15 protein-coding genes and 1 tRNA gene are annotated in these 20,889 nt (G+C 65.5%); 13 read left to right on the forward strand and 3 right to left on the reverse strand.

Annotated elements, in window-relative coordinates; all coding sequences use genetic code 11:
* Positions 1–106: 106 nt before the first annotated feature.
* The 8 genes from ACFPN5_RS06435 to ACFPN5_RS06470 all read left to right on the forward strand — a co-directional run bounded on the left by ACFPN5_RS06435 (position 107) and on the right by ACFPN5_RS06470 (position 14,637).
* Complete coding sequence (locus ACFPN5_RS06435; RefSeq protein WP_379781312.1) at positions 107–1,318, forward strand: THUMP domain-containing class I SAM-dependent RNA methyltransferase; 1,212 nt, start codon at positions 107–109, stop codon at positions 1,316–1,318.
* Between the two features lie 8 nt (positions 1,319–1,326).
* Positions 1,327–2,607 (forward strand): multidrug effflux MFS transporter, encoded by a 1,281-nt coding sequence (locus ACFPN5_RS06440; protein WP_379781315.1) that lies wholly within the window; start codon positions 1,327–1,329, stop codon positions 2,605–2,607.
* A 268-nt stretch (positions 2,608–2,875) separates the two neighbouring features.
* Entirely contained in the window at positions 2,876–5,035 is a 2,160-nt protein-coding gene (locus ACFPN5_RS06445; RefSeq protein WP_379781318.1) for an HDOD domain-containing protein, read from the forward strand.
* Between the two features lie 7 nt (positions 5,036–5,042).
* Complete coding sequence (locus tag ACFPN5_RS06450) at positions 5,043–7,274, forward strand: putative bifunctional diguanylate cyclase/phosphodiesterase (protein WP_379781321.1); 2,232 nt, start codon at positions 5,043–5,045, stop codon at positions 7,272–7,274.
* Positions 7,275–7,283: 9 nt separating this feature from the next.
* The gene (locus tag ACFPN5_RS06455; protein ID WP_379781323.1) at positions 7,284–8,867 is read left to right on the forward strand and encodes a tetratricopeptide repeat protein; all 1,584 of its coding nucleotides are present in this window, start codon (positions 7,284–7,286) and stop codon (positions 8,865–8,867) included.
* Between the two features lie 100 nt (positions 8,868–8,967).
* Positions 8,968–11,751: a M16 family metallopeptidase gene (locus ACFPN5_RS06460; protein ID WP_379781325.1), complete on the forward strand. Its 2,784-nt coding sequence runs from the start codon at positions 8,968–8,970 to the stop codon at positions 11,749–11,751.
* 145 nt (positions 11,752–11,896) lie between these two features.
* Positions 11,897–13,129 (forward strand): putative DNA modification/repair radical SAM protein, encoded by a 1,233-nt coding sequence (locus ACFPN5_RS06465; protein ID WP_379781327.1) that lies wholly within the window; start codon positions 11,897–11,899, stop codon positions 13,127–13,129.
* Positions 13,126–14,637: a UdgX family uracil-DNA binding protein gene (locus ACFPN5_RS06470; RefSeq protein ID WP_379781329.1), complete on the forward strand. Its 1,512-nt coding sequence runs from the start codon at positions 13,126–13,128 to the stop codon at positions 14,635–14,637. Before ACFPN5_RS06465 ends, ACFPN5_RS06470 begins: the two co-directional genes overlap by 4 nt.
* Positions 14,638–14,644: 7 nt before the next feature.
* Here ACFPN5_RS06470 and ACFPN5_RS06475 read toward each other — a convergent pair whose 3' ends face one another.
* The 3 genes from ACFPN5_RS06475 to ACFPN5_RS06485 all read right to left on the reverse strand — a co-directional run bounded on the left by ACFPN5_RS06475 (position 14,645) and on the right by ACFPN5_RS06485 (position 16,867).
* Positions 14,645–15,826 carry a flagella assembly protein FlgT middle domain-containing protein gene (locus ACFPN5_RS06475; RefSeq protein WP_379781331.1) on the reverse strand — a complete coding sequence of 394 codons (1,182 nt, stop codon included), beginning with the start codon at positions 15,824–15,826 and terminating at the stop codon, positions 14,645–14,647.
* On the reverse strand, positions 15,816–16,358 hold the full coding sequence (locus tag ACFPN5_RS06480; protein WP_379781333.1) for an LPP20 family lipoprotein: 543 nt from the start codon (positions 16,356–16,358) through the stop codon (positions 15,816–15,818). The genes ACFPN5_RS06475 and ACFPN5_RS06480 overlap by 11 nt, the downstream gene beginning before the upstream one ends.
* Before the next feature lie 146 nt (positions 16,359–16,504).
* Positions 16,505–16,867, reverse strand: a complete 363-nt coding sequence (locus ACFPN5_RS06485; RefSeq protein ID WP_379781335.1) for a VOC family protein — start codon at positions 16,865–16,867, stop codon at positions 16,505–16,507.
* Positions 16,868–16,963: 96 nt separating this feature from the next.
* On the opposite strand from ACFPN5_RS06485, the gene ACFPN5_RS06490 reads away from it, so the two are divergent.
* From ACFPN5_RS06490 to ACFPN5_RS06510, 5 genes are all read left to right on the forward strand, one after another.
* On the forward strand, positions 16,964–17,269 hold the full coding sequence (locus ACFPN5_RS06490; protein WP_379781337.1) for a helix-turn-helix domain-containing protein: 306 nt from the start codon (positions 16,964–16,966) through the stop codon (positions 17,267–17,269).
* A 133-nt stretch (positions 17,270–17,402) separates the two neighbouring features.
* Positions 17,403–18,422 carry a TraB/GumN family protein gene (locus ACFPN5_RS06495; RefSeq protein WP_379781340.1) on the forward strand — a complete coding sequence of 340 codons (1,020 nt, stop codon included), beginning with the start codon at positions 17,403–17,405 and terminating at the stop codon, positions 18,420–18,422.
* A 17-nt stretch (positions 18,423–18,439) separates the two neighbouring features.
* The gene (locus ACFPN5_RS06500; protein WP_379781342.1) at positions 18,440–19,480 is read left to right on the forward strand and encodes a TraB/GumN family protein; all 1,041 of its coding nucleotides are present in this window, start codon (positions 18,440–18,442) and stop codon (positions 19,478–19,480) included.
* A 128-nt stretch (positions 19,481–19,608) separates the two neighbouring features.
* Positions 19,609–20,694 carry a sugar-transfer associated ATP-grasp domain-containing protein gene (locus tag ACFPN5_RS06505; RefSeq protein WP_379781344.1) on the forward strand — a complete coding sequence of 362 codons (1,086 nt, stop codon included), beginning with the start codon at positions 19,609–19,611 and terminating at the stop codon, positions 20,692–20,694.
* Positions 20,695–20,811: 117 nt separating this feature from the next.
* Positions 20,812–20,885 (forward strand) — tRNA-Gly (locus ACFPN5_RS06510).
* The last annotated feature ends 4 nt before the right edge of the window (positions 20,886–20,889 follow it).

Below are 20,889 nucleotides of genomic sequence, written 5' to 3' on the forward strand. Positions count from 1 at the left end.
TTTTGACCCGATAAGCAGCAACACAAGAGCATTGCATTCCCGTGGCGGGAAGCGGAGGCGCTTCCCGCCACAATCATTTTTTTACTAACGGACAAAGGGTACTCCCATGACCTCATACTTTTGCCCATGCCCGCGCGGCATGGAAGCGGCGCTTGCCGAAGAAATCGCCGAGATCGCACAGCAGCACAGCAGCACGCTGAAGGTCCACAACCAGGTGCCGGGCGGCGTGCACTGCTCGGGCACGCTCGTCGATTCCTATCGCATCAACCTGCACTCGCGCATCGCCTCGCGCGTGCTCATGCGGATGGGCCAGCGCAGCTACTCGACCGAAAACGACATCTACGACCTCGTGCTCGAGCAGCCCTGGGAAGACTGGTTCGGCGTCGACCACACGATCCGCGTCGACGTCACCGCCGTCAAGTCGCCGTTGCGCAGCCTCGAATTCACGACGCTGAAAATCAAGGACGCGATCTGCGACCGCTTCCGCGACCAGTTCAACAAGCGCCCGTCGGTCGACACGCGCGAGCCGGACATGCGCATCGTCGGTTTCCTCGACCAGCGCAACTTCATCATCTACCTCGACACCTCGGGCGAAGCGCTCTTCAAGCGCGGCTGGCGTGAAGAGACGGGCGACGCGCCGCTGCGCGAAAACCTGGCGGCCGGCATGCTGCGCGTGGCGGGCTGGAAGCCGGGCACGCCGCTGTTCGACCCGATGTGCGGCTCGGGCACGATCCTGATCGAGGCGGCGCAGATGGTGCAGGGCATCCCGGCCGGCGCGCGCCGCCGCTTCGCCTTTGAAAAATTCGCCGACTTCGACCGCGACGCCTGGCAGGAGATGAAGGCCGCGATCAAGGCCAATCCGCTGCCGACTGAACCGACCATTTTCGGTTCCGACATCTCGGGCGACATGGTCGAGATGACGCGCCACAACCTCAAGATCGCCGGCATCCTTTTCGACGTGCCGCTCAAGCAGATCGAGGCGCAGCACGTCAGCCCACCGGTCGACGGGCCGGGCATCCTGCTGACCAACCCGCCCTACGGCGAGCGGATCGGCGTGCGCGGCGATTCCACCATGGCCCCGGACGACATGGCCGCGTCCTTCTATTCGGCGCTGGGCACCACGCTCAAGCAGCGTTTCGCCGGCTGGACCGTGTTCCTGTTCACGGCCGACCTGTCGCTGCCCAAGCTGCTGCGCCTGAAGGAAGCGCGCAAGACGCCGTTCTTCAACGGCGCGCTCGAATGCCGCCTGTTCCGCTTCGACATGGTGGCCGGCTACAACCGCCGCGAGGAAGCCAAGCCGAAGGCAGCCTCGGAGTAAAACCACACATGCTGCCACCGACCGATCCCGACCAGCTCCCGAAAGACCCCGTCATCCCGGTGCCGCTGCCGGCGCCGCACAAGATCGTCATGCTGTCGGCCGGCGGGCTGGCCACGCTGCTGGCCGCGCTGTCGATGCTGGGGCCGTTCTCGATCGACGCCTACCTGCCGGCCTTCCCGCAGATCCAGGCCAACCTGGCCGCGTCCCCGATCGAGGTGCAGCAGACGCTCACCGCCTACATGCTGGCATTTGCCGGCATGGTGCTGTGGCACGGCGCGCTGTCGGACGCCTTCGGGCGGCGCAACGTGATCCTGGTCGCCCTGGTCGTGTTCGCGATCGGCACCCTGGGCTGCGCGGCCGCCTCCACCGTGCATTACCTGTGGGTGTTCCGCATCATGCAGGGAGTGTCGGCCGGCGCCGGCGTCGTGGTCGGGCGCGCCATCATCCGCGACCTGTATTCGGGCGCGCCGGCGGCGCGCCTGCTGTCGATGGTGACGATGATCTTCTCGATCGCGCCGGCGCTGGCGCCCGTGCTGGGCGGCTGGATCGTCACCTGGTTCGACTGGCGCGCGATTTTCCTGGCGCTGTTCGGCTACACGGTGGTGCTGGGCTGGGTGTGCTGGAAGCACCTGCCGGAAACGGTGCCGCCCGGCCAGCGCCAGCCCTTCAATCCGCGCTTCCTGGCGCAGAGCTATGGCGCCATCTTCAGTTCCTTCCTGTTCGACATGAAGGCCGGCATCACGGCACTGAACTTCGCCGGGCTGTTCCTGTACATCTCGGCCGCGCCAGTGCTGCTGCCCGTGCACCTGGGGCTTGGGCCTTCCGAGTTCGCCTGGTTGTTCGTGCCGACCGTCAGCGGCATCTTCCTCGGTTCCATGGCGGCCAACCGGATGGCCGGCAAGCAAAGCTTCGCGCGCCAGATCTGGATGGGCTTCGGCTTCATGCTCAGCGCCGTCGCCTTCAACGTCGGCTACCACCTGTTCCAGCCGCCGGCGCTGCCGTGGACGGTGCTGCCGATGTTCTTCTACACCTTCGGCAGTTCCCTGATCGCGCCCGGTGCGACCCTGCTCGCGCTCGACCTGTTCCCGCACATCCGCGGCACCGCCGCGTCCTGCCAGTCGTTCATCACGACCTTGCTGGGGGCGGTCGTGGCCGGCGTGATCTCGCCGGCGCTGTCGCATTCGGTGCTGGCGCTGGCCCTGGGCCAGGCCGGTTTCGCCGTGCTCGCACTGGTGCTGTGGCTGGTTGCGCGCCAGTACCGCCGGGTCAGGGCCCGCCAGCACGGCTGAGCACTCAATCAGCGTCGCGTTATAAATCTGATATGCTTTTAATGCAATAGAATGTATGCATCTTGCATCAATCTCTTGGTATGGAGCACACTTTTGATTGAAAGTATTGTTCCCGGTCAGAAATGTATATATGCTAAGACGACTTTTTAACAATGGAATACAGGAAATAAGTCTTTTCTGTTCCAAATATTGCATGAATGACATGTCGTGGTAGCCCCGAGGGGAAGCCACCCCGTAACCTCGTTTAGTGGCGTCCTCGCTTGAGACCATGCACCAACCAGACCAGGATATCCGCAATCGCCTGCTGATCGCCCGCTTGCCGGCGATGCCGCAGATACTCATCAAGCTGCTCGGGCACCTGCAGGCCGACGATCTCGGCATGCCGGAGCTGGCGGCCCTGATTGCGAACGATGCCGGCATCACCGGCAAACTGCTGGCCACTGCCAGCAGCTCGGCCTACCACCGCAACAGCCGCGGCGCCAACCTCGAGCAGTCGCTGGTTGCCCTCGGCACCGACATGATCAAGACGCTGGTGATCAGCGACTCGGTCTTCCAGACCTTCAGCAGCTTCCCGCATTCCGGCAGCACCGACCTGCGCGCCTTCTGGAAGCGCTCGCTGGGCGCGGCCGTGCTGGCGCGCGACATCGCGCGCCGCATCGGCTATCCGCACCTCGAGGAAGCCTACCTGGCGGGCCTGCTGCACAACGTCGGGCGCCTGGCCCTGCTGGCCACCGCGCCAAAAGAATACGCTTTCAACTTCAGCGCCCGCGACGACGAAGACCTGTGCGCGGTCGAGCAGCGCACGCTGCAGATCACCCACGCCGAAGCCGGCGCCTGGCTGGTCGAGCGCTGGCAGCTCGACTCCTTCATGGCCGACGCCGTGCTGTACCACCACGAGACGAGCGAGCGCCTGGAAGCGGCGCACCCGTTGATCCGCATCGTGCGGATGGCGCACGTGATGGCCTGCCATGCCGACGACCATCGCGCCCTGCGTGATGCCGCGGCCTTGTGCGGCATCGAGGAGGGCGAACTCGACGCGATGCTGGCATCGAGCGCGCGCCAGGTCGACAAGGCCGCCATTCACCTCGGCATCGACCTCGCCGGCGCCGACGACATCCCGGCGCCGCCGGCCTTTGCCGCGCCCACCCCCGACCCGGTCCAGCAGCGCCTGTCGGAAGAGGTGCGCAACCTGGTGCTGGTGTCGGAAGTCGGCCAGGTCTTCGCGCGCCAGCAGGGGAGGGAGGAATCCGGCCTGCTCGAATCAATGACGCGTTCGGCGCGCATCCTGTTCGATTTCGATAACACCGTGATCCTGCTCGAGAACCCGACCGGCAATATGTTAGTCGGCGCGCCTGGCGGGGCCAGTGCGCGCCTCACCGAATTTACCATCCCGCTGGGCAAAGGCGGGCAGGTGGCCGAGGCCGTGCAGCAGCGGCGTACCGTTTATATCCGGCGCGACGCCGCACCCCTGGCCCTGCCGGAAGAGCAGCTGCTGCGCATGCTCGGCACCGAGAGCATGGTCTGCCTGCCCCTGGTCGCGGGCGGGCGCTGTCTCGGCGTGATGGTCGGCGGCATCCAGGCCTGGCAGCTCCCGGATTGCCAGAAACGCGAACGATTCCTGCAGTCGTTCGGCGCCCAGGCCGCCAGCGCGCTGGAAACCGCGTTGTCCGAGAAGGGCAATGCGCGGCGCCAGCTGGCCAGCGTCGCCGAGGAATACCGCGAAGCCTCGCGCCGCGTGGTGCACGAGGTGAACAACCCGCTGTCGATCATCAAGAATTACCTGAGTGTCCTCGACAGCAAGCTGGCGCGCCAGGAGCCGGTCGCCACCGAAATGTCGGTCCTGAACGAAGAGATCGACCGCGTCGGCCAGCTGATCGGCAGCCTGGCCGAGATCGAGCCGCCGGCCACGGGCCCGCGCCCGTTCGACGTGGCCAAGGTCGTCGACGACGTGGTGCGGCTGTTCCGCGCCGGGCAGTTCGTCCCCGGCGGCGTGCAGATCGCCACCACCATGGACGACGACGCGCGCCTGGTCGAGGGCGAGGCCGACCTGCTCAAGCAGGTCCTGGTGAACCTCGTCAAGAACGCGGTCGAGGCACTGGGAGAGTCCGGCGGCGGCCGCATCGAGATCGTCAACCGCGGCATTGTCCACCGCGAGCGCAAGCTGTACCTGGAACTGGCCGTGACCGACACCGGTCCGGGCCTGTCGCCGGACGTGATGGCCAACCTGTTCTCGGTTGTGCGCAGCACCAAGGACGGCGCGCACCGCGGCCTGGGCCTGTCGATCGTCCACGGCCTCGTGAAAAAGATGGGCGGCCAGATCGCCTGCCGCAGCGGCCGCAGCGGCACCGCATTCGAAATCCTGCTTCCGGCCTGGTCCGGCTCCAGCGCTGCCCCGGCGATCCCGGTGCGCGCAATCGGTTCTGCTTAAGGTCATCATGAACGAGTACTGCGCCAGCGCCGATCCCGCCTGGCATGCCGATACCGAAGACCAGCCACGCCTGCTGCTGGTCGACGACGAGCCGCGCCTGCTGGCTTCTCTCTACGAGCTGCTGCGCGACCGCGGCTTCCACCTGACCACGGCCAGCTCCGGCACCGAGGCGATCGCCCACCTGTCGCGCTTCCGTTTCGACCTGGTCCTGCTCGACCTGCGCCTGCCCGACATCGGCGGCCACGAGATCATGGACTTCATGAACGAGCGCGGGGTCGAATCCGACGTGATCGTGATGAGCGGCGAAGTGGGGATCGAGGCCGCCATCGGCGCCCTGAAACGCGGCGCCTACGACTACCTGCGCAAGCCCTACAGCCGCGAAGAACTGCTGAAAACGGTCGCCAACGCGCTCGAACAGCGCCGCCTGGCCAGCGCCAACCTGCGCATCGCGAACCAGCTCGAAAACTCCGAGAAGATGTACCGCTACCTGGTCGACAGCTCGCCGGACATCATCTACACGCTCAACCACGAAGGCCGCTTCACCTTCGTGAACGACCGCGCCTACCAGTTATTGGGGTTCTCGCGCGATGAGCTGATCGGCAAGCATTACTCGATCCTGGTGCACGATGAAGACCTCGAGCGCGCGCGCTATGTCTTCAACGAGCGCCGCGTCGACGAACGCGCCTCGCGCAACGTCGAATTGCGCCTGAAGTGCAGGGGAGCCAAAAGCAACAGCGGCGACCGCACCTTCAACAACACCTTGATGACGATTTCGCTGAACTCGATTGGCATGCACGTGCCCGACGGCGAAGTGAGGAAGCTCGAGTTCTTCGGCACCTATGGCGTGGCGCGCGACATCACCGACAGGAAGCGCGCCGAGGAAGTCATCTCCTACCAGGCCTACCACGACATCCTGACCGACCTGCCGAACCGGATCCTGTTCAAGGACCGCCTCGGCCTGGCGGTGATCCAGGCCAAGCGCAAGCAGACCGAACTGGCCGTGATGTTCATCGACCTGGACCGCTTCAAGCTGGTCAACGACACGCTCGGCCACGTGAAGGGCGACGAGCTGCTGCAGCAGGCCGCCGTGCGCCTGAAGGACTGCCTGCGCCGCGGCGACACCATCGCGCGCCAGGGTGGCGACGAGTTCACGATCGTGCTGCCCGAGCTGCGCGACCGCGACGACGCGCGCATCATCGCTGACAAGTTCCTGGAAAGCCTGCAGCGCCCATTCGACCTCGACGGCCACGAAGTGCACATCTCGGCCTCGATCGGGATTGCGATCTACCCCGGCGACGGCGAATCGATCGACGAGCTGCTGCGCCATGCCGACATCGCGATGTACCAGGTGAAAGCGCTGGGCAAGAACGGCCACAGTTTTTATCATGACTCGATGCTCGACGTGTCGCACCAGAAGATAGCGCTGGAGCAGGCGCTGCGCCGCGCGCTCGAGCACAACGAGCTGGAGATGTACTACCAGCCGCAGATTGATTCCACCAGCGGGCGCATCGTCGGCGCCGAGGCGCTGATGCGCTGGAACCACCCGACGCGCGGGCTGCTGTCGGCCGGCGAATTCCTGCCGTTCGCGGAAGAGAACGGCCTCATGCTGCCGATCTCGGACTGGATGATCGGCGCACTGTGCCGCGACATGCTGCAGTGGAACCTGGCCAGCGGCCAGGAAGTGAAACTGTCGCTGAACCTGTCGCCGCAATACCTCGACCGCGGCGACTTCTTCGAGAAGATGCGCGGGGCGCTGGTGCGCTACGGGATTTCCCCGGGCCAGATCGAGGTCGAGATCACCGAGAACATCTGCATCCGCAATCCGCAGTACGCGATCGAGCAGCTCAATAAACTCTGCCAGCTGGGGGTGTCGGTGGCGATCGACGACTTCGGCACCGGCTACTCGTCGCTCTCTTACCTGCACCGCTTCCCGATCCACACGATGAAGATCGACCAGTCGTTCGTGCAGGAGATCCACGACGCGAACGGGCACTATCCGGTGATCCTGGCGATCATCTCGATCGCGCGCGGCCTGAACCTGAACCTGGTGGCCGAAGGCGTCGAGACCGAGACGCAAGCCGATTACCTGCGCGCCAATGGCTGCGAGACGATGCAGGGCTACCTGTTCCACCGCCCGATTTCGCTTTCCAGCTTTATCGGCGTGCTGCGCGCGCAGGTCCCTGCAAGCGACGTACCGGTGGGCGCCTTGCGGCCAGCGGTACGCGCCTTGCGCGCTTAACCCTCCACCGTGAACAGCGCCACCGCGCCCGCCGGCGCACCTGTCTCCAGCGAGCGCCACACGGCCGAGTACCTGCGCGTCAAGGGCCTGGCCGAGCGCGGCATCGCCAGCGCCCAGCACAGCCTGGGCTTCATGTACGCGAACGGGCAGGGCGTGCCTCGCAACGATGCCATGGCCGTGATGTGGTACCGCGAGGCCGCCGGCGCCGGCTTGAGCCACGCCCAGTACAACCTCGGCGTCATGTATCAGAAGGGCCAGGGCGTGGCGCAGGACCATGCGGAGGCCATCGACTGGTACGCGCGGGCGGCCGAGCAGGGCTATGCCCCGGCCCAGTACAACCTCGGCTGGCTGTATGCGAAGGGCCAGGGCGTCCAGGCCGACGCCGGGCAGGCGCTGCACTGGTTCGGCCAGGCGGCCGCCCAGGGCGACCCCGGCGCCCAGCACAATCTCGGCATGATGTACGAAGGCGGCAAGGGCGTGGCCCAGGACCTCGATGCGGCGCTGGCCTGGTACCGGCGCGCGGCGGACCAGGGTTATGCGCGTGCGCAGTTCGCCCTCGCCCTGCGCTACGACAGCGGCCAGGGCGTGGAGCGCGACGCGGCCCAGGCGCTGGAGTGGCTGCGCCGCGCCGCCGAACAGGGGCATGCGCCGGCCCAGTTCAACCTGGCGCTGCGTTACGACAAGGGGCAGGACCTCGAGCAGGACAGCCGCCAGGCGATTGCCTGGTACGAGCGCGCCGGCGCCCAGGGCCACGCCAGCTCGCAGTTCAACCTCGCGCTGATCCTCGACAGCGGCCATGGCGTGCCGCGCGACGAAGCCGCGGCACTGACCTGGTACCGCCGCGCCGCCGAGCGTGGCCATGCGGGCGCGCAGGACAATCTCGGGCTGCGCTACGAGCACGGTCAGGGCGTGGAGCGCGATCCCGCGCAGGCGGCACATTGGTACCGCCAGGCGGCCAGCCAGGGCTTGCCGGCAGCGCAGTACCACCTGGCGCAGCTGTTTGACGCCGGCAGCGGCGTCGAACATGATCCGGCGCAGGCTGCCGAGTGGTATCAAAAAGCGGCCGAGCAGGGGCACCTGCGCGCCCAGTTCGATCTCGGCTTGCGCTACGAGAGCGGTGCCGGGGTCGAACAGGATGCGGCGCGCGCACTGCGCTGGTACCTGCGCGCGGCCGAGCAGGACTACGCACCGGCGCAGCACATGGTCGCCACGATGCTGGACCGCAGCGACGCGGCGAATCCGGTGGAGGCGACGAGGTGGTATCGCAAGGCGGCGGACGCTGGCCACGCGCTGGCCCAGTTCGCGCTCGCCCTGCGTTATGACAGCGCCCATGGCGCCGAGCGCGATTACGAGGCGGCGTATTTCTGGTACCTGTGCGCCGCGCGCCAGGGGCATGCACGGGCGCAGTTCAACCTCGGGGTGATGTATGCGACGGGGCAGGGAGCGGCGCGCGACCTGGTCGAGGCGCATGCATGGCTGGCGCGCGCGGCGGGCAGCGGCGTTGCGGCGGCGGGGCCGTATCTCAAGCGCGTGGCTGGCCGCATGACGGCGGCGCAGTTGGCGCAGGTGCAGGGGTTGCAAGAGGCGGCGTAGCGGTTGTTCAACCGTTCCATGCATATCTAAAACCTGTCCCGGCCGTTGCACCCCACGGTTAAAATACCGCGCATAACAACCATAATCATCCCCGGAGACCATGAACAAACCGCTCCCCACCGTGCTGGCGCTGGCGCTGGCGCTCGCCTTCGCCTCGACCTCCCTCCTGCCCGCGCACGCCGCACCTGCCGCCGCTGTCACATCCCCCTCCTTCGACCGCAAGGCCTACACGATCAACCATAAAAAGTTCGTCCTGCCCAACGGCCTGACCCTGATCGTGCACGAAGACCACAGCGTGCCCGTGGTGGGCGTGAACATGTGGTACCACGTCGGCTCACGCAACGAAAAACGCGGCAAGACCGGGTTCGCCCACCTGTTCGAGCACTTCTTCTTCAACGGCTCGGAGAACTACCCGCACGGCTTCCGTGAAGCGATGGACGACCTGGGTGCGAACAACCGCAACGGCACCACCAACACCGACCGCACCAACTTCTTCGAAGACGTGCCGGTGTCGGCGCTGGAGCGCACCCTGTTCCTCGAATCGGACCGCATGGGCTTCCTCGGCAACTACATCTCGAAGGAGATGCTCGAGCGCGAGCGCGGCGTGGTGCAGAACGAAAAGCGCCAGGGCGAGAACCAGCCCTATGGCCGCGTGCGCAACGAGATCGGCGCCAAGATGTATCCGTACTCGCACCCGTATTCGTGGTCGACCATCGGCAGCATGGAAGACCTGTCGGCGGCCTCGCTGGAAGACATCCGCGAGTGGTACCGCACCTACTACGGCCCGAACAACGCGGTGATCTCGCTGGCCGGCGACATCACGCCCGAACATGCGCTGGAACTGGTCACCAAATACTTCGGCGCGATCCCGCCGGGCCCGCCGCTGCCGCGCACGGAAAAATGGATTCCGACGCTGGACCGCAACATCCGCGACGAGATGGAAGACCACGTGCCGCAGGTGCGCATCTACCGCAGCTGGCACGTCGCCGCCTGGAAGGATGCCGACACCCCGCGCCTGACCCTGCTGGCCGAGGTACTGGCCGGCTCGAAGAGCGCGCGCCTCGACAGGCGCCTGGTCTACGACAAGGGCCTGGCGACGAACGTCAGCACCTATGTCAACGACGCGGAGCTGGGCGGCACCTTCAATATCGTCGTCACGGTCAAGCCGGGCGCGGACCCGCTGCTGGTCGAACGCGAGGTCGACGCCATCGTCGCCGAGGTGCTCGATAAAGGCCCGACGGATGCCGAACTGGCGCGCGTCAAAACGCGTACCCTGTCCGACTTCTCGCGCAGCCTGGAGCGCCTGGGCGGCTTCGGCGGCCGCTCGGACGTGCTGGCCGAAAGCATGACCTACGGCGGCTCGCCCGACGCCTACCTGACGCGCCTGGAGCAGCTGGCCAAGGCCAACGCGGCCGAGGTGAAAGCCGCCGGCCAGCGCTGGCTGCGCGCGAACCACTACACGATGACGGTGCGTCCGTTCGCGAAACTGGCGGCCGTCAAATCGACGCTGGACCGCAAGGTGCTCCCGGGGCTGGGCGAAGCGCCGGATGTGAAATTCCCGGCCATGCAGCGCGCCCAGCTGAAGAACGGGCTGAAGGTGATCCTGCTCGAGCGCCACACGGCGCCGATCGTCAACGCGACGCTGGCGGTCGACGCCGGCGCCGCATCCGACACCCTGGCCAAGGCCGGCGCCGCCTCGCTCGCGCTCGACCTGCTCGACAAGGGCACGAAGACGCGCGACGCCTTTGCGCTGTCGGACGCGCTGGAAAACCTGGGCGCGCGCCTGTCGACCGGCACGGCTGCCGACCAGTCGCTGGTGCGGCTGCAGGCGACATCAAGCAACCTGGCGCCGTCGCTGGCCATCATGGCCGACGCCGCGCTGGCGCCGAGCTTCCCGCAAGACCAGTTCACGCTGCAAAAGGGACGCCGCATGGCCCAGATCGGCCAGGAAAAGGCGCAGCCGACTAGCCTGGCGACGCGCCTGGTGCCGGGCCTGCTGTACGGCCAGGAGCACGCCTACGGCAAGCCGGCCAGCGGCAGCACGCAGAGCGTCGAAGGCATCACCCGCGAAGACCTGGCAGCCTGGCACGCGGCCTGGTTCAAACCGGGCAGCGCGACCCTGATCGTGGCCGGCGACACCACGATGGACAAGCTGCTGCCGGCGCTGGAAGCCTCGTTCGGAGGGTGGAAGGCTGGCTTGGCCCCCGCCAAGGCGGTGGCCGGCGCCAACGCGAACGTCAACGCCGGCAGGAAGGTCTACCTGGTCGACAAGCCGGACGCGCCGCAATCGACTATTGTCGCCGCCCACCTGTCGCTGCCGTATGGCCAGCCGGAAGACCTCGCGGTCGAGCCGGTGATGCACAACTTCGGCGGCATCGCGACCTCGCGCCTGAACCGCAACCTGCGCCTCGATAAACACTGGAGCTACGGCACCAGCGCGCGCCTGACCGAAGTACGCGGCCAGCGCAGTTTCATGACGATCGCGCCGGTGCAGACCGACAAGACGGTCGAGGCGATGCGCGAAGTGGCGAAGGAAGTGAAGGGCGTGGCGGGCGAGCGTCCGCTGGTCGGCACGGAATACGAGAGCATCATGCGCAACATGACTTCGCGCCTCGCCGGCCGTTTCGAGACCCTGAGTGCGCTGGAAGGCGCGGCGCTGGCGAGCGTCAACCTGAACCTGCCGGAGGATTACTGGAGCGGCTATTCGCGCAGCCTGAAGGCCCTGACCCCGGCACAGCTGGGCCAGGCCGCGGGCAAGTTCGTCAAGCCGGACGAGGTGACCTGGATGGTGATCGGCGACCTGCGCAAGGTGGAGGCGGGGATTCGTGCGCTGGGCTGGGGCGAGGTGGTGGTGCTGGACCAGGACGGGAAGCCGGTGCGGTAAGTGTTAAGAGCCGCCGTGTGACCAGGGTGGGCTCGTGCGTCCACCCGCACACCGACCCGCATTTGTCCCGGTTTTCGGTCGCACCCGCACGGCGTGCATACATCGGCTGGTATATACTGTACACCCATACAGTTTCGCCACCCAGATGAAACTTTCCGACAAGCTCGAAATCCTGGCGGATGCCGCCAAGTACGACGCCTCCTGCGCCAGCAGCGGCGCCCCGAAACGCGCCTCCGACGGTGCCGACGGCGGCATCGGCGCCACCACGGGCATGGGCATTTGCCACAGCTACACGCCCGATGGCCGCTGCGTGTCGCTGCTGAAAATCCTGCTCACCAATTTCTGCGTCTACGACTGCCAGTACTGCGTCAACCGCCGTACCTCGAACGTGCCGCGTGCGCGCTTTTCGGTCGAGGAAGTGGTCAAGCTGACCCACGATTTTTACCTGCGCAACTACATCGACGGCCTGTTCCTGAGTTCCGGCATCATCCAGTCGAGCGACTACACGATGGAGCAACTCGTTGCCGTGGCGCGCACGCTGCGCGAAGTGCACAACTTCCGCGGTTACATCCACCTGAAAACCATCCCCGACGCCGACCCGCTGCTCATTGCCGAGGCCGGCCGCTATGCCGACCGCCTGTCGGTGAACATCGAGCTGCCCACCCACGACAGCGTGACCCGCCTGGCGCCGGAAAAGAACGTGCACACCATTAAACTGGCGATGGGTTCGATCCGGCGCAAGCTCGACGAAAAGGCGGAGGAGCCGAAAGCCCCGGCCTTTGCCCCGGCCGGGCAAAGCACGCAGATGATCGTCGGCGCCGATGCCAGCGACGACCAGACCATCCTGAATACCGCCGAGACCCTGTACGGCAGCTATAAACTCAAGCGCGTGTATTACTCGGCCTTCAGCCCGATCCCGCAAAGCCCGGATAGCGTGCCGCTGGCACCGCCGCCGCTGCTGCGCGAGCACCGCCTGTACCAGGCCGATTTCCTGCTGCGCAGCTATGGTTTCACCGCCGGCGAACTGATGCCGGCTGCCGGTAATCTCGCGCTCGATGTCGATCCAAAACTGGCCTGGGCGCTGGCCAACCGCGACCACTTCCCGATGGACCTGAACCGCGCCGAGGAAACGATGATCGCGCGCGTGCCGGGCATCGGCCTGCGCAACGCCAAGCGCATCGTCGAGCTGCGCCGGTTGCGCCGCGTGCGCTGGGAAGATCTGTCGCGCCTGCGCTGCAGCATGAAGAAGATCGCGCCCTTCGTGGTCACGGCCGACTACAAGCCGGCCCAGGGGCTGGCCAGTTCCGACCTGCTGCGGCGCCATTTGGGGGCGCCGCAGGAGCAGATGAACCTGTGGCCTGAACTGCAGGCAGCATGAACGCGGCGGCCAAGGTTGCCGCCGGCCAGCCGCTGGTGGTCTCCAGCTTCCCCGAGTGGCGCGACGCCGCGCGCGACCTGCTGCTGCACGGCGTGGCGCCGGAACTGGTCACCTGGAACGAACACGGGACCTTGGATGCCGACCTGTTCTCGGGTGCGCCGGACTCGTCATCTTCTTCGGATAATGCTCCTGCCGGGGTCGTCCCGGTAGAAGAAGCACCGCCGCCGCATTTACCACCGTCTTTACTGCGTATTCCACGCGCCTTCATGGACATGCTGCAGTCGGCCGCCTGCTGCCGCGTGCCGGACCGCTGGGCCTTCCTGTACCGCGTGATCTGGCGCTGGCAGCACGGCGAGCACGACGTGCAGTCGCCGGCCGATGTCGACGGCGTCAAGTTGCATGCGATGGTGAAAGCGGTGCGTCGCGAGGAGCACGACATGCATGCCTATATCCGATTCCGCGAGCGCCCGCTTGAAGCCGGCCCGCCGCAATTTGCCGCCTGGTTCGAGCCACGCCACGACGTGCTGCCCCAGGTGGCCGAACATTTCAGAAACCGCATGGGCGGTGTCACCTGGATGATCGGCACGCCCGAGGCCAGCGTCATGTGGGACGGCGCCACGCTGCACCACACCGGCCCCCTGATGTCGAGCGCGGCCGACCTGGACGATGCCGGCGAGGCGCTCTGGCTGACCTATTACCGCAGCATCTTCAATCCGGCCCGCGTGAACGCCCAGCTGATGCAAAGCCATATCCCGTCGCGCTTCTGGAAGAACCTGCCGGAAGGCGCCATCGTGCCGGGCATGGTCAGCAACGCCGAACTGGGTGCGCGCAGCACCGGCCAGGCCCAGGCAGTGGGCAAGAAAAGCGGCTTCACGATCCCGATCGCCCCGGCCGACGCCCAGCCCGAGCGCCAGCAGCCCTCAAAGCTGGACGAGTGCCGGCGCTGCGAGCTGTGGCAGTACGCGACCCAGGCCGTGCCCGGCGAGGGGCCGAAGCGGGCGCAGATCATGCTGGTGGGCGAGCAGCCGGGCGATCAGGAAGACCTGGCCGGCAAGGCCTTCGTCGGCCCGGCCGGCAAGCTGCTGGACCGGGTGTTCGAGGCAGCCGATCTCGAGCGCCGCGCGATCTACCTCACCAACGCGGTCAAGCACTTCAAATGGGAGCCGCGCGGCAAGCGGCGTCTGCACAAGACGCCGGTGCAGCGCGAGATCGAAGCCTGCGGTTACTGGCTGGAGAAGGAACTGGCGACCGTCAAGCCGACCGTCATCGTGGCGCTCGGCGCCACGGCGCTGAAATCCGTGCTCGGCAATGGCAACGCGAAGCTGGCCGAATCGCTCGGCAAGGCAATCCGGCACGAAGGGCGCTGGGTCGTCACCGTCTACCACCCGTCGTATATCCTGCGCGTGCCCGACGAGGAGGCCAAGCGGCAGGCGTTCAATGTGATGGTCGAAGGCTTGAAGCTGGCCAAGCAGCTCCTCGAGCGGCCGCCGGAAGAACCGCCGGCGTAAGGTTTCATCACCGGCCCGGCGCCACCGCCACGTCGAACCGCACCATATCCCCGGCGCTGACCTGTTTCGCAGCGGAGGCAGGCGTCATGGTGCCGATTGCAAACCCCGGCTGTACTTGGACGATGCCGATCGTTCCCACCGGCGTCTCCACGGTGCCGAGCGGCACCCGGGGATCGGCACCGTACACCTGCTGGCGCGGGTCTACCCGGTAGACCACGAGCTGGTCGCCCGGCGTCACCGACGCGGTGCTGCCGGCGTCGATGAAAATCCGCTCGCCCTGCACCTGCACCACCTTCGCCATGAAGGGCAGGGGAGCAAGGTCCGTCATGATGCCGGCGATGCCTTCGTCGAGCGCGCGCAGGATCGCGCCGCCGAAGGGGGTGGCCGCGAAGCTGGCGCTGCCGAAGGGCTTGTCGCGGCCGACGCGCTGCGTCCCCACCTGTTCCACGCTTGCCGTGCGGCGGGCAAGCAGCACACCGGTCAGCCCGTCGTGGACAAAAAATTCGATTTCGATGCGGCGTGCCTTGCGATCGACCAGGCCGTAGAAGGCCGGCTTTTCAAAAGGGCTGGCGTCGACGATCTCGCCCGAAATCACGAACTGGCTCTCGTGCATCGATGCCAGGCGGCGCACGGCGGCCGTATCCGCGCCCGGGCCGCTGCTGCCGGGAGAAATCACGTAAGGGCTGCTCTTGCCGAGGAATTTGCCGGTGCCGGTCAGGCGGCGCAGCAGTTCCTGCGGCAGGCGGGTGGCGATGTCGTCGACGTCGTCGAGCTGGGGCGAGCGGCGCACGTGGAAGGGAGTGACGACGATTTTTTTCTTGTAGCCGAGGTTGACGCTGCCGCTGGGGCGCGCTTCCTCTTCCTTGACGGCGACGCGCACGTGCAGCATCGGACCGGATTGCCACTCGCGCAGGACGGTGTAGCGGTCGAAATCATACGCCGGCTGGACGCGGCTGCTTTCATACGCGCCGCGGGTGCCGGCGCCGGCTGCGACATCGACCCGGGCGCCGGTGCGCAGGCCGAGCTGCTCGAGCGCGTCCTTGATGGCAAGCTGGCGGGCGCGCGCCAGGCCGCCGTTGGCGATCGCCGCCACGCCCTCGGCCTCGATCGGCGCGGCATGGGCAGGCGCGACCAGCGCAAGCAGCAGCGCCAGCAGGGCGCCACAAGCAACTTTACATTTACTGGGCATGGTAGAACGAGGCGCCGTAACCCGCGCCAGGACCGGCGCTGCCCACCATGGCGCGGGCGTTCCTGACCGCCGGCAGTGCCGCGCGCGAGGAGCGCGCCTGGGCCTGGGACCGGGCGGCATTGGTGTCGAAATCCATTTCCACGGTCGTCTCGAAGGTGCCGTCTTCGCGCTGGGCGACATTGCTCACGCGCGCGCCACGGATGAAGGCGTCAATATACACCTTGAAACTATCGTCTTTCAGCGCCAACGAGGCCACCGTGCTGCCGCCTTCGATGCGCAGGCCATAGACCTGCTCGGCCATGACGCGGTAGGCGTCCAGGCGAGAGGCGCGCATCGCCAGCAGTTTGCGCTGGGCTGGCGAGAGGCGCTCGCACTGGCCGGCGCAGGCGGCATTGTTGACAGCGGCATAGCCGGTGGCGTTCAGGGTGACGATGACGGGCTGTGCGGCGGCCTGTCGGGCAGGCATGTGCATGGTGCCGCAGGCGGAGAGCAGCGAGGCGCAGGCAAGGGCGAGGACAGCAACGAGTTTCATGACGGATCCGGTAAGAATGCTGGGCGCGAAAGGCGCGGTATCAGTCAGGATAACGGCCGCTGCGGGCAGATCTTGATGGACGCAGGGAAATATTTAGCGCAAACGGCCGCGCAATTCGCGGCCGGATTGACGCATCGACAAGGCTTTCAGGAGGAGGACAGCACGAACTGGTTACCGTCCGGATCCTTCATGATGGCGAACTCGCCCCAAGGCTGCTTTTGCGGCGGGGATACGAACTCGACGCCACGAGCGGATAACTGGCGGTAGGTCGCTTCGACATCGTCGCAGGCCAGCGATCCGTTGAAGGCGCTGCCGATCCGGTCTTCCTGGCCATCCGGCGTGAACAGCACGAAGCGCGTGTCGGACGCACCGACGCGCAGCTCGATCCAGCGCTGCTTGCCGAAGGGCTGGTCGGTAATGACGCGAAAGCCGAGCTTTTCGGTATAGAAGGCGAGCGCCACGTCCTGGTCGCGGGTCGGGATGCTGACGAATTTGATATGGGTGATCAAGCGGGTCTCCTGTTGTGATGGGCCGCATTCTCGCACGCGGCAGGGTCCCGCTATAATCATCAAGACTATACTCTTGAAGAATACAGTGAGGCTACGGTGACAACGCTCGACCCCTACGTGCTCGATGTCCTGATGCCTGACCTCGTCGGCCACGAACATTCGCCGGCCGCCTTCCTGATCTACCTGTACCTGTGGCACCGGATCGAGGCGGCGGGCGACCGCGCCGTGCAGCTCAGCTACGCGACGATGGCGCTGGAAACGGGCCTGTCGCGCGTCACTGCCCAGCGTGCCATCGCCTTGCTCGAGCGCCGGCAACTGATCAGCGTCACGCGCAGTTCGCGCACGGCGGTGCCGAGCTACCTCGTGCTGCGGCCGTGGGCGGCGCGCAAGCGGGCGGGATAGGGGTGTGGTATCTCCACGGATACCATTTATGCATATGCTTCTTGTAACATCTTGTTTCTTGCTCGTGGTTGCTAATATCGCTTAACGGAAAGACAATGCCCTTCAGTAACTAACGAGACGAAGGGATGTTCCGATGTTCAAGCATGTATTGCCTGCCCTGGCCTTGTGTTTCCTGAGTCTGCCCGCGTGGTCGCAGACCGGGATTCCGTCTACCCCCCATGCAGCGGCGGTTGAAGAAGCCGAGCCGGTTCCACAGACCGTGCTCGTCACCGGCAGCCGCCCGGGACCTGGCCTGTGGAAGGTGTCGAAAGGTGAAAACGTCATGTGGGTGTTCGGCACCTATGCACCGCTGCCGCCGAATATGGAATGGCGCTCGCGCAACGTGGAAAAGGTCATTGCAAACTCCCAGGAATACCTGAAGCCGCCGGCTTCCTCCGCCGGGGTAGGCGTGATGGGTGGACTGGGGGCCTTGCCCTTCCTGATTGGCTTCAAGAAGAACCCCGACGGTGCAGAACTGAAGGATGTGCTGCTGCCGGATGTGTACGCACGGTGGCTACCTTTGAAGCAACAATATTTCGGCAACGACGACGATATCGCACGCGAACGTCCGATTTTCGTCGCTGAGCAGCTATCGCAGCGTGCTATGAAGGCGGCCGGACTGGGAGGACGCAGCTACGACGTACGCAAAACGATCGAAAAGCTCGTCGACAAGCACAAGATCAAGACCACGAGCTCACTCCATCGCGTCGACATCAAGGACCCCGCCAAGACCCTGCGTGAATTCAAAAAGTCGCCAATGGACGATGCGGCTTGCCTGGTCCAGACCATGGCGCGTCTCGACACCAATATCGAGGTCATGCGCGCTCGTGCCAACGCGTGGGCAGTGGGCGAACTCGACGAGATCCGCAAGCTGGACTTCAGTGACCGCGACGCCTGCTACGATGCCGTGAATGCCAGCTCGCTTGCAAAAAACCAGCCCGAACTCAAAGACATGAAAATAATGGCAGAGGAGAAGTGGATCGCCAACGCCGAAAAAGCGCTTGCCACCAATACGAGCACGTTCGCTGTGGTCGAGATCAGGGATATCCTGGACCCGAAAGGCATCATTGCCACCCTGCAGGCCAAGGGCTATACGGTCGAGTCGCCTAAATAAACCAACAAGGAATGTCCATGTTCAAGCGCGTACTGCCGGCCCTGACCCTCTGTCTCCTGACGACGCCCGCTTGGGCGCAGGCCGAGGCCCCGGCCGCTCCGCCAGCCGCTTCATCCGCCACCATCGACGCGCCGACGATGGAAAATGGCGAAGCGGTCCCGCAAACCGTCCTCGTCTCCGGCAGCCGCCCGGGGCCGGGTTTATGGAAGGTGTCGAAGGGAAACCACGTGATGTGGGTATTCGGCACCTATTCGCCGCTCCCCTCGAAAATGGAGTGGCGTTCGACCAAGGTCGAGAAGGTCATCGCGGCTTCTCAGGAATACCTGATGGCGCCAGGGTTCTCGATGGGCGTCGGCTTCAGTGGCGTGACGGCCTTGCCATTCCTGATCGGCATCAAAAAGAATCCAGATGGCGCCGAGCTGAAGGATGTGTTGCCACCGGAGGTGTACGCGCGCTGGCAACCCCTGAAGCAAAAATACTTTGTTAACGACAGGGGCATCGATCGTGAGCGTCCCACCTTCGTGGCGGGGGAACTGTACAGCCGCGCACTGAAACAGGCGGGGCTCTCGCGGGACGACGAGGTGCGAGCGACAATCGCGAAGCTTGCAGAAAAGCACAAGCTCAAGTTCACGGACGCGACCTACCACGTCGCCATCAAGGATCCCGGCAAGGCGGCGCGCGAATTCAAGAAGTCGGCACTGGACGATGCGCCCTGCCTGATGAAAACGATCGAAAGCCTCGACACCGACGTCGAGGCGATGCGGGCCCACGCCAATGCCTGGGCCAACGGTGAGCTGGACGAGATCCGCAAGCTGAACTTCGGTGACCGCGCCAACGCCTGCATCCACGCACTCGGCACGGGTTCCCTCGGGAGAAACCAGCCCGAACTGAGATCCGCGCAGGAAACGGCGCTCGCCCGCTGGCTCCTGGCCGCGGAGAAGGCGCTCGCCACCAATGCCAGCACCTTTACCGTCGTGCCCCTCAAGGAAATCCTCAACCCGAAGGGCGTCATCGCCACGCTGCAAAGCTGGGGCTATACGGTCGAGCAACCGAAGTGAGGGGCGCGGCATCGCACAACATCATGTTGCGATTCAATTTCCCGTGCGCCCCAAAAATTGATAATTGGCTATCATCCCTGTCGCTTCTGCGGACCCCGCAATGAACCGGTTCAAACAAGGGATGAACGATGAAACTGTCACACGTATTGAATGTGGCCTCGCAGTACATGCGTGCCGAGCTGTATGCGATCTCATCGATCAAGCGGCTGTCGGACGTGCATTTGCTGTGGGGACCGATTCATGCGCGGCGTAACCTGGGCCTCGGCGCCAAATTCTTTTCGCTCTACAGCCTGGCCGAAGTGCCCAAGCGCACCTGGTCGGATTACCTGGACAACGAGCCGCTCAAGAAGCGCTATGCCGCCATCACGTCGAAGGAAGCACGCCTGCTGGCCGACGACAAGATCAAGTTCTTCGAGCATTGCAGCGCGCATGGGATCGCCACGGCGAACATCGTTGCCCTGGTCACGAAGTCCGAGCCGAACGGCAGCAGCATCCCGCATGTGCTGGCTGCCTCCGACCTGGAAAAACTGCTCGTGCCCGGCGAGTATTTCGTCAAGCCGAGCAACGGCTCGCACGGCAAGGGCACCTTTTCGCTGACGGTGACCGCCTCTGGCGTGCGCTGGAGCGGGGGCAACAGCGGTTCGTTCCCCGACCTTGCCCGTTACTGCGAAGCGGCGCTCGCGTTCACGCGGGCCCTGATCGTGCAGCCCAAGCTGGTGAACCACCATGTCATCAAGAACATCACCCAGTCGAAAGGCCTGTCGACGATCCGCGTGGTCACCATCCGCAACGCCCGGCAGATCGAAGTCATTGCCGGCGCCGTGCGCATCGTCGTCGGCGAATCCGATGTCGACAATTTTTCGCACGGCGCCAGCGGCAACCTGGTGGCCGGCGTCGACGTCGACACGGGCGAAATGATTACCTCGATCGGTTCCAAATCGAAGACCTGGCCTGCCATGAAGGACGTGCCGGTGCATCCGCAATCGGGCGCCTCGATCATGGGCGTGCAGCTGCCGTACTGGCCGGAAGTACTCGCGCTGGTGAAGGCGGCCCACACCTCGATCGCGGGCCTGCACACGGTCGGCTGGGATGTCGCCATCCTGGAAAACGGCCCGGTGATCGTCGAAGCCAACTGGCGCTACGACATCGATATCCTGCAAGTGGCCTACAAAAAAGGCTTCAGGAAAGTCATCGACGAGAAGCTGGCCTGCTGAGGCCGGCAACGCCGGTTGACGCGGGACAGGCAGGGCACCTGTCGCGCCCGCCCAGTGGCGATGCAATGTTGTCACTGCCGGGCAAAACCGCGTAGAATGCGGGGTGTCCGCAGCATCGCGGGTGTAGCTCAATGGTAGAGCAGAAGCTTCCCAAGCTTACGACGAGGGTTCGATTCCCTTCACCCGCTCCAGTCG

Origin of the sequence: Massilia niabensis, from assembly GCF_042655085.1 — a bacterium.
In the GTDB taxonomy this organism is placed as follows: Bacteria; Pseudomonadota; Gammaproteobacteria; order Burkholderiales; family Burkholderiaceae_D; genus Telluria; species Telluria niabensis.

What these genes read in the sequence shown, in the direction of transcription:
- ACFPN5_RS06435 (WP_379781312.1), top strand. Translation starts at nt 107, where the DNA reads ATGACCTCATACTTTTGCCCATGCCCGCGCGGCATGGAAGCGGCGCTT.
- ACFPN5_RS06440 (WP_379781315.1), top strand. Translation starts at nt 1,327, where the DNA reads ATGCTGCCACCGACCGATCCCGACCAGCTCCCGAAAGACCCCGTCATC.
- ACFPN5_RS06445 (WP_379781318.1), top strand. Translation starts at nt 2,876, where the DNA reads ATGCACCAACCAGACCAGGATATCCGCAATCGCCTGCTGATCGCCCGC.
- ACFPN5_RS06450 (WP_379781321.1), top strand. Translation starts at nt 5,043, where the DNA reads ATGAACGAGTACTGCGCCAGCGCCGATCCCGCCTGGCATGCCGATACC.
- ACFPN5_RS06460 (WP_379781325.1), top strand. Translation starts at nt 8,968, where the DNA reads ATGAACAAACCGCTCCCCACCGTGCTGGCGCTGGCGCTGGCGCTCGCC.
- ACFPN5_RS06465 (WP_379781327.1), top strand. Translation starts at nt 11,897, where the DNA reads ATGAAACTTTCCGACAAGCTCGAAATCCTGGCGGATGCCGCCAAGTAC.
- ACFPN5_RS06470 (WP_379781329.1), top strand. Translation starts at nt 13,126, where the DNA reads ATGAACGCGGCGGCCAAGGTTGCCGCCGGCCAGCCGCTGGTGGTCTCC.
- ACFPN5_RS06475 (WP_379781331.1), bottom strand. Translation starts at nt 15,826, where the DNA reads ATGCCCAGTAAATGTAAAGTTGCTTGTGGCGCCCTGCTGGCGCTGCTG.
- ACFPN5_RS06480 (WP_379781333.1), bottom strand. Translation starts at nt 16,358, where the DNA reads ATGAAACTCGTTGCTGTCCTCGCCCTTGCCTGCGCCTCGCTGCTCTCC.
- ACFPN5_RS06495 (WP_379781340.1), top strand. Translation starts at nt 17,403, where the DNA reads ATGTTCAAGCATGTATTGCCTGCCCTGGCCTTGTGTTTCCTGAGTCTG.
- ACFPN5_RS06500 (WP_379781342.1), top strand. Translation starts at nt 18,440, where the DNA reads ATGTTCAAGCGCGTACTGCCGGCCCTGACCCTCTGTCTCCTGACGACG.
- ACFPN5_RS06505 (WP_379781344.1), top strand. Translation starts at nt 19,609, where the DNA reads ATGAAACTGTCACACGTATTGAATGTGGCCTCGCAGTACATGCGTGCC.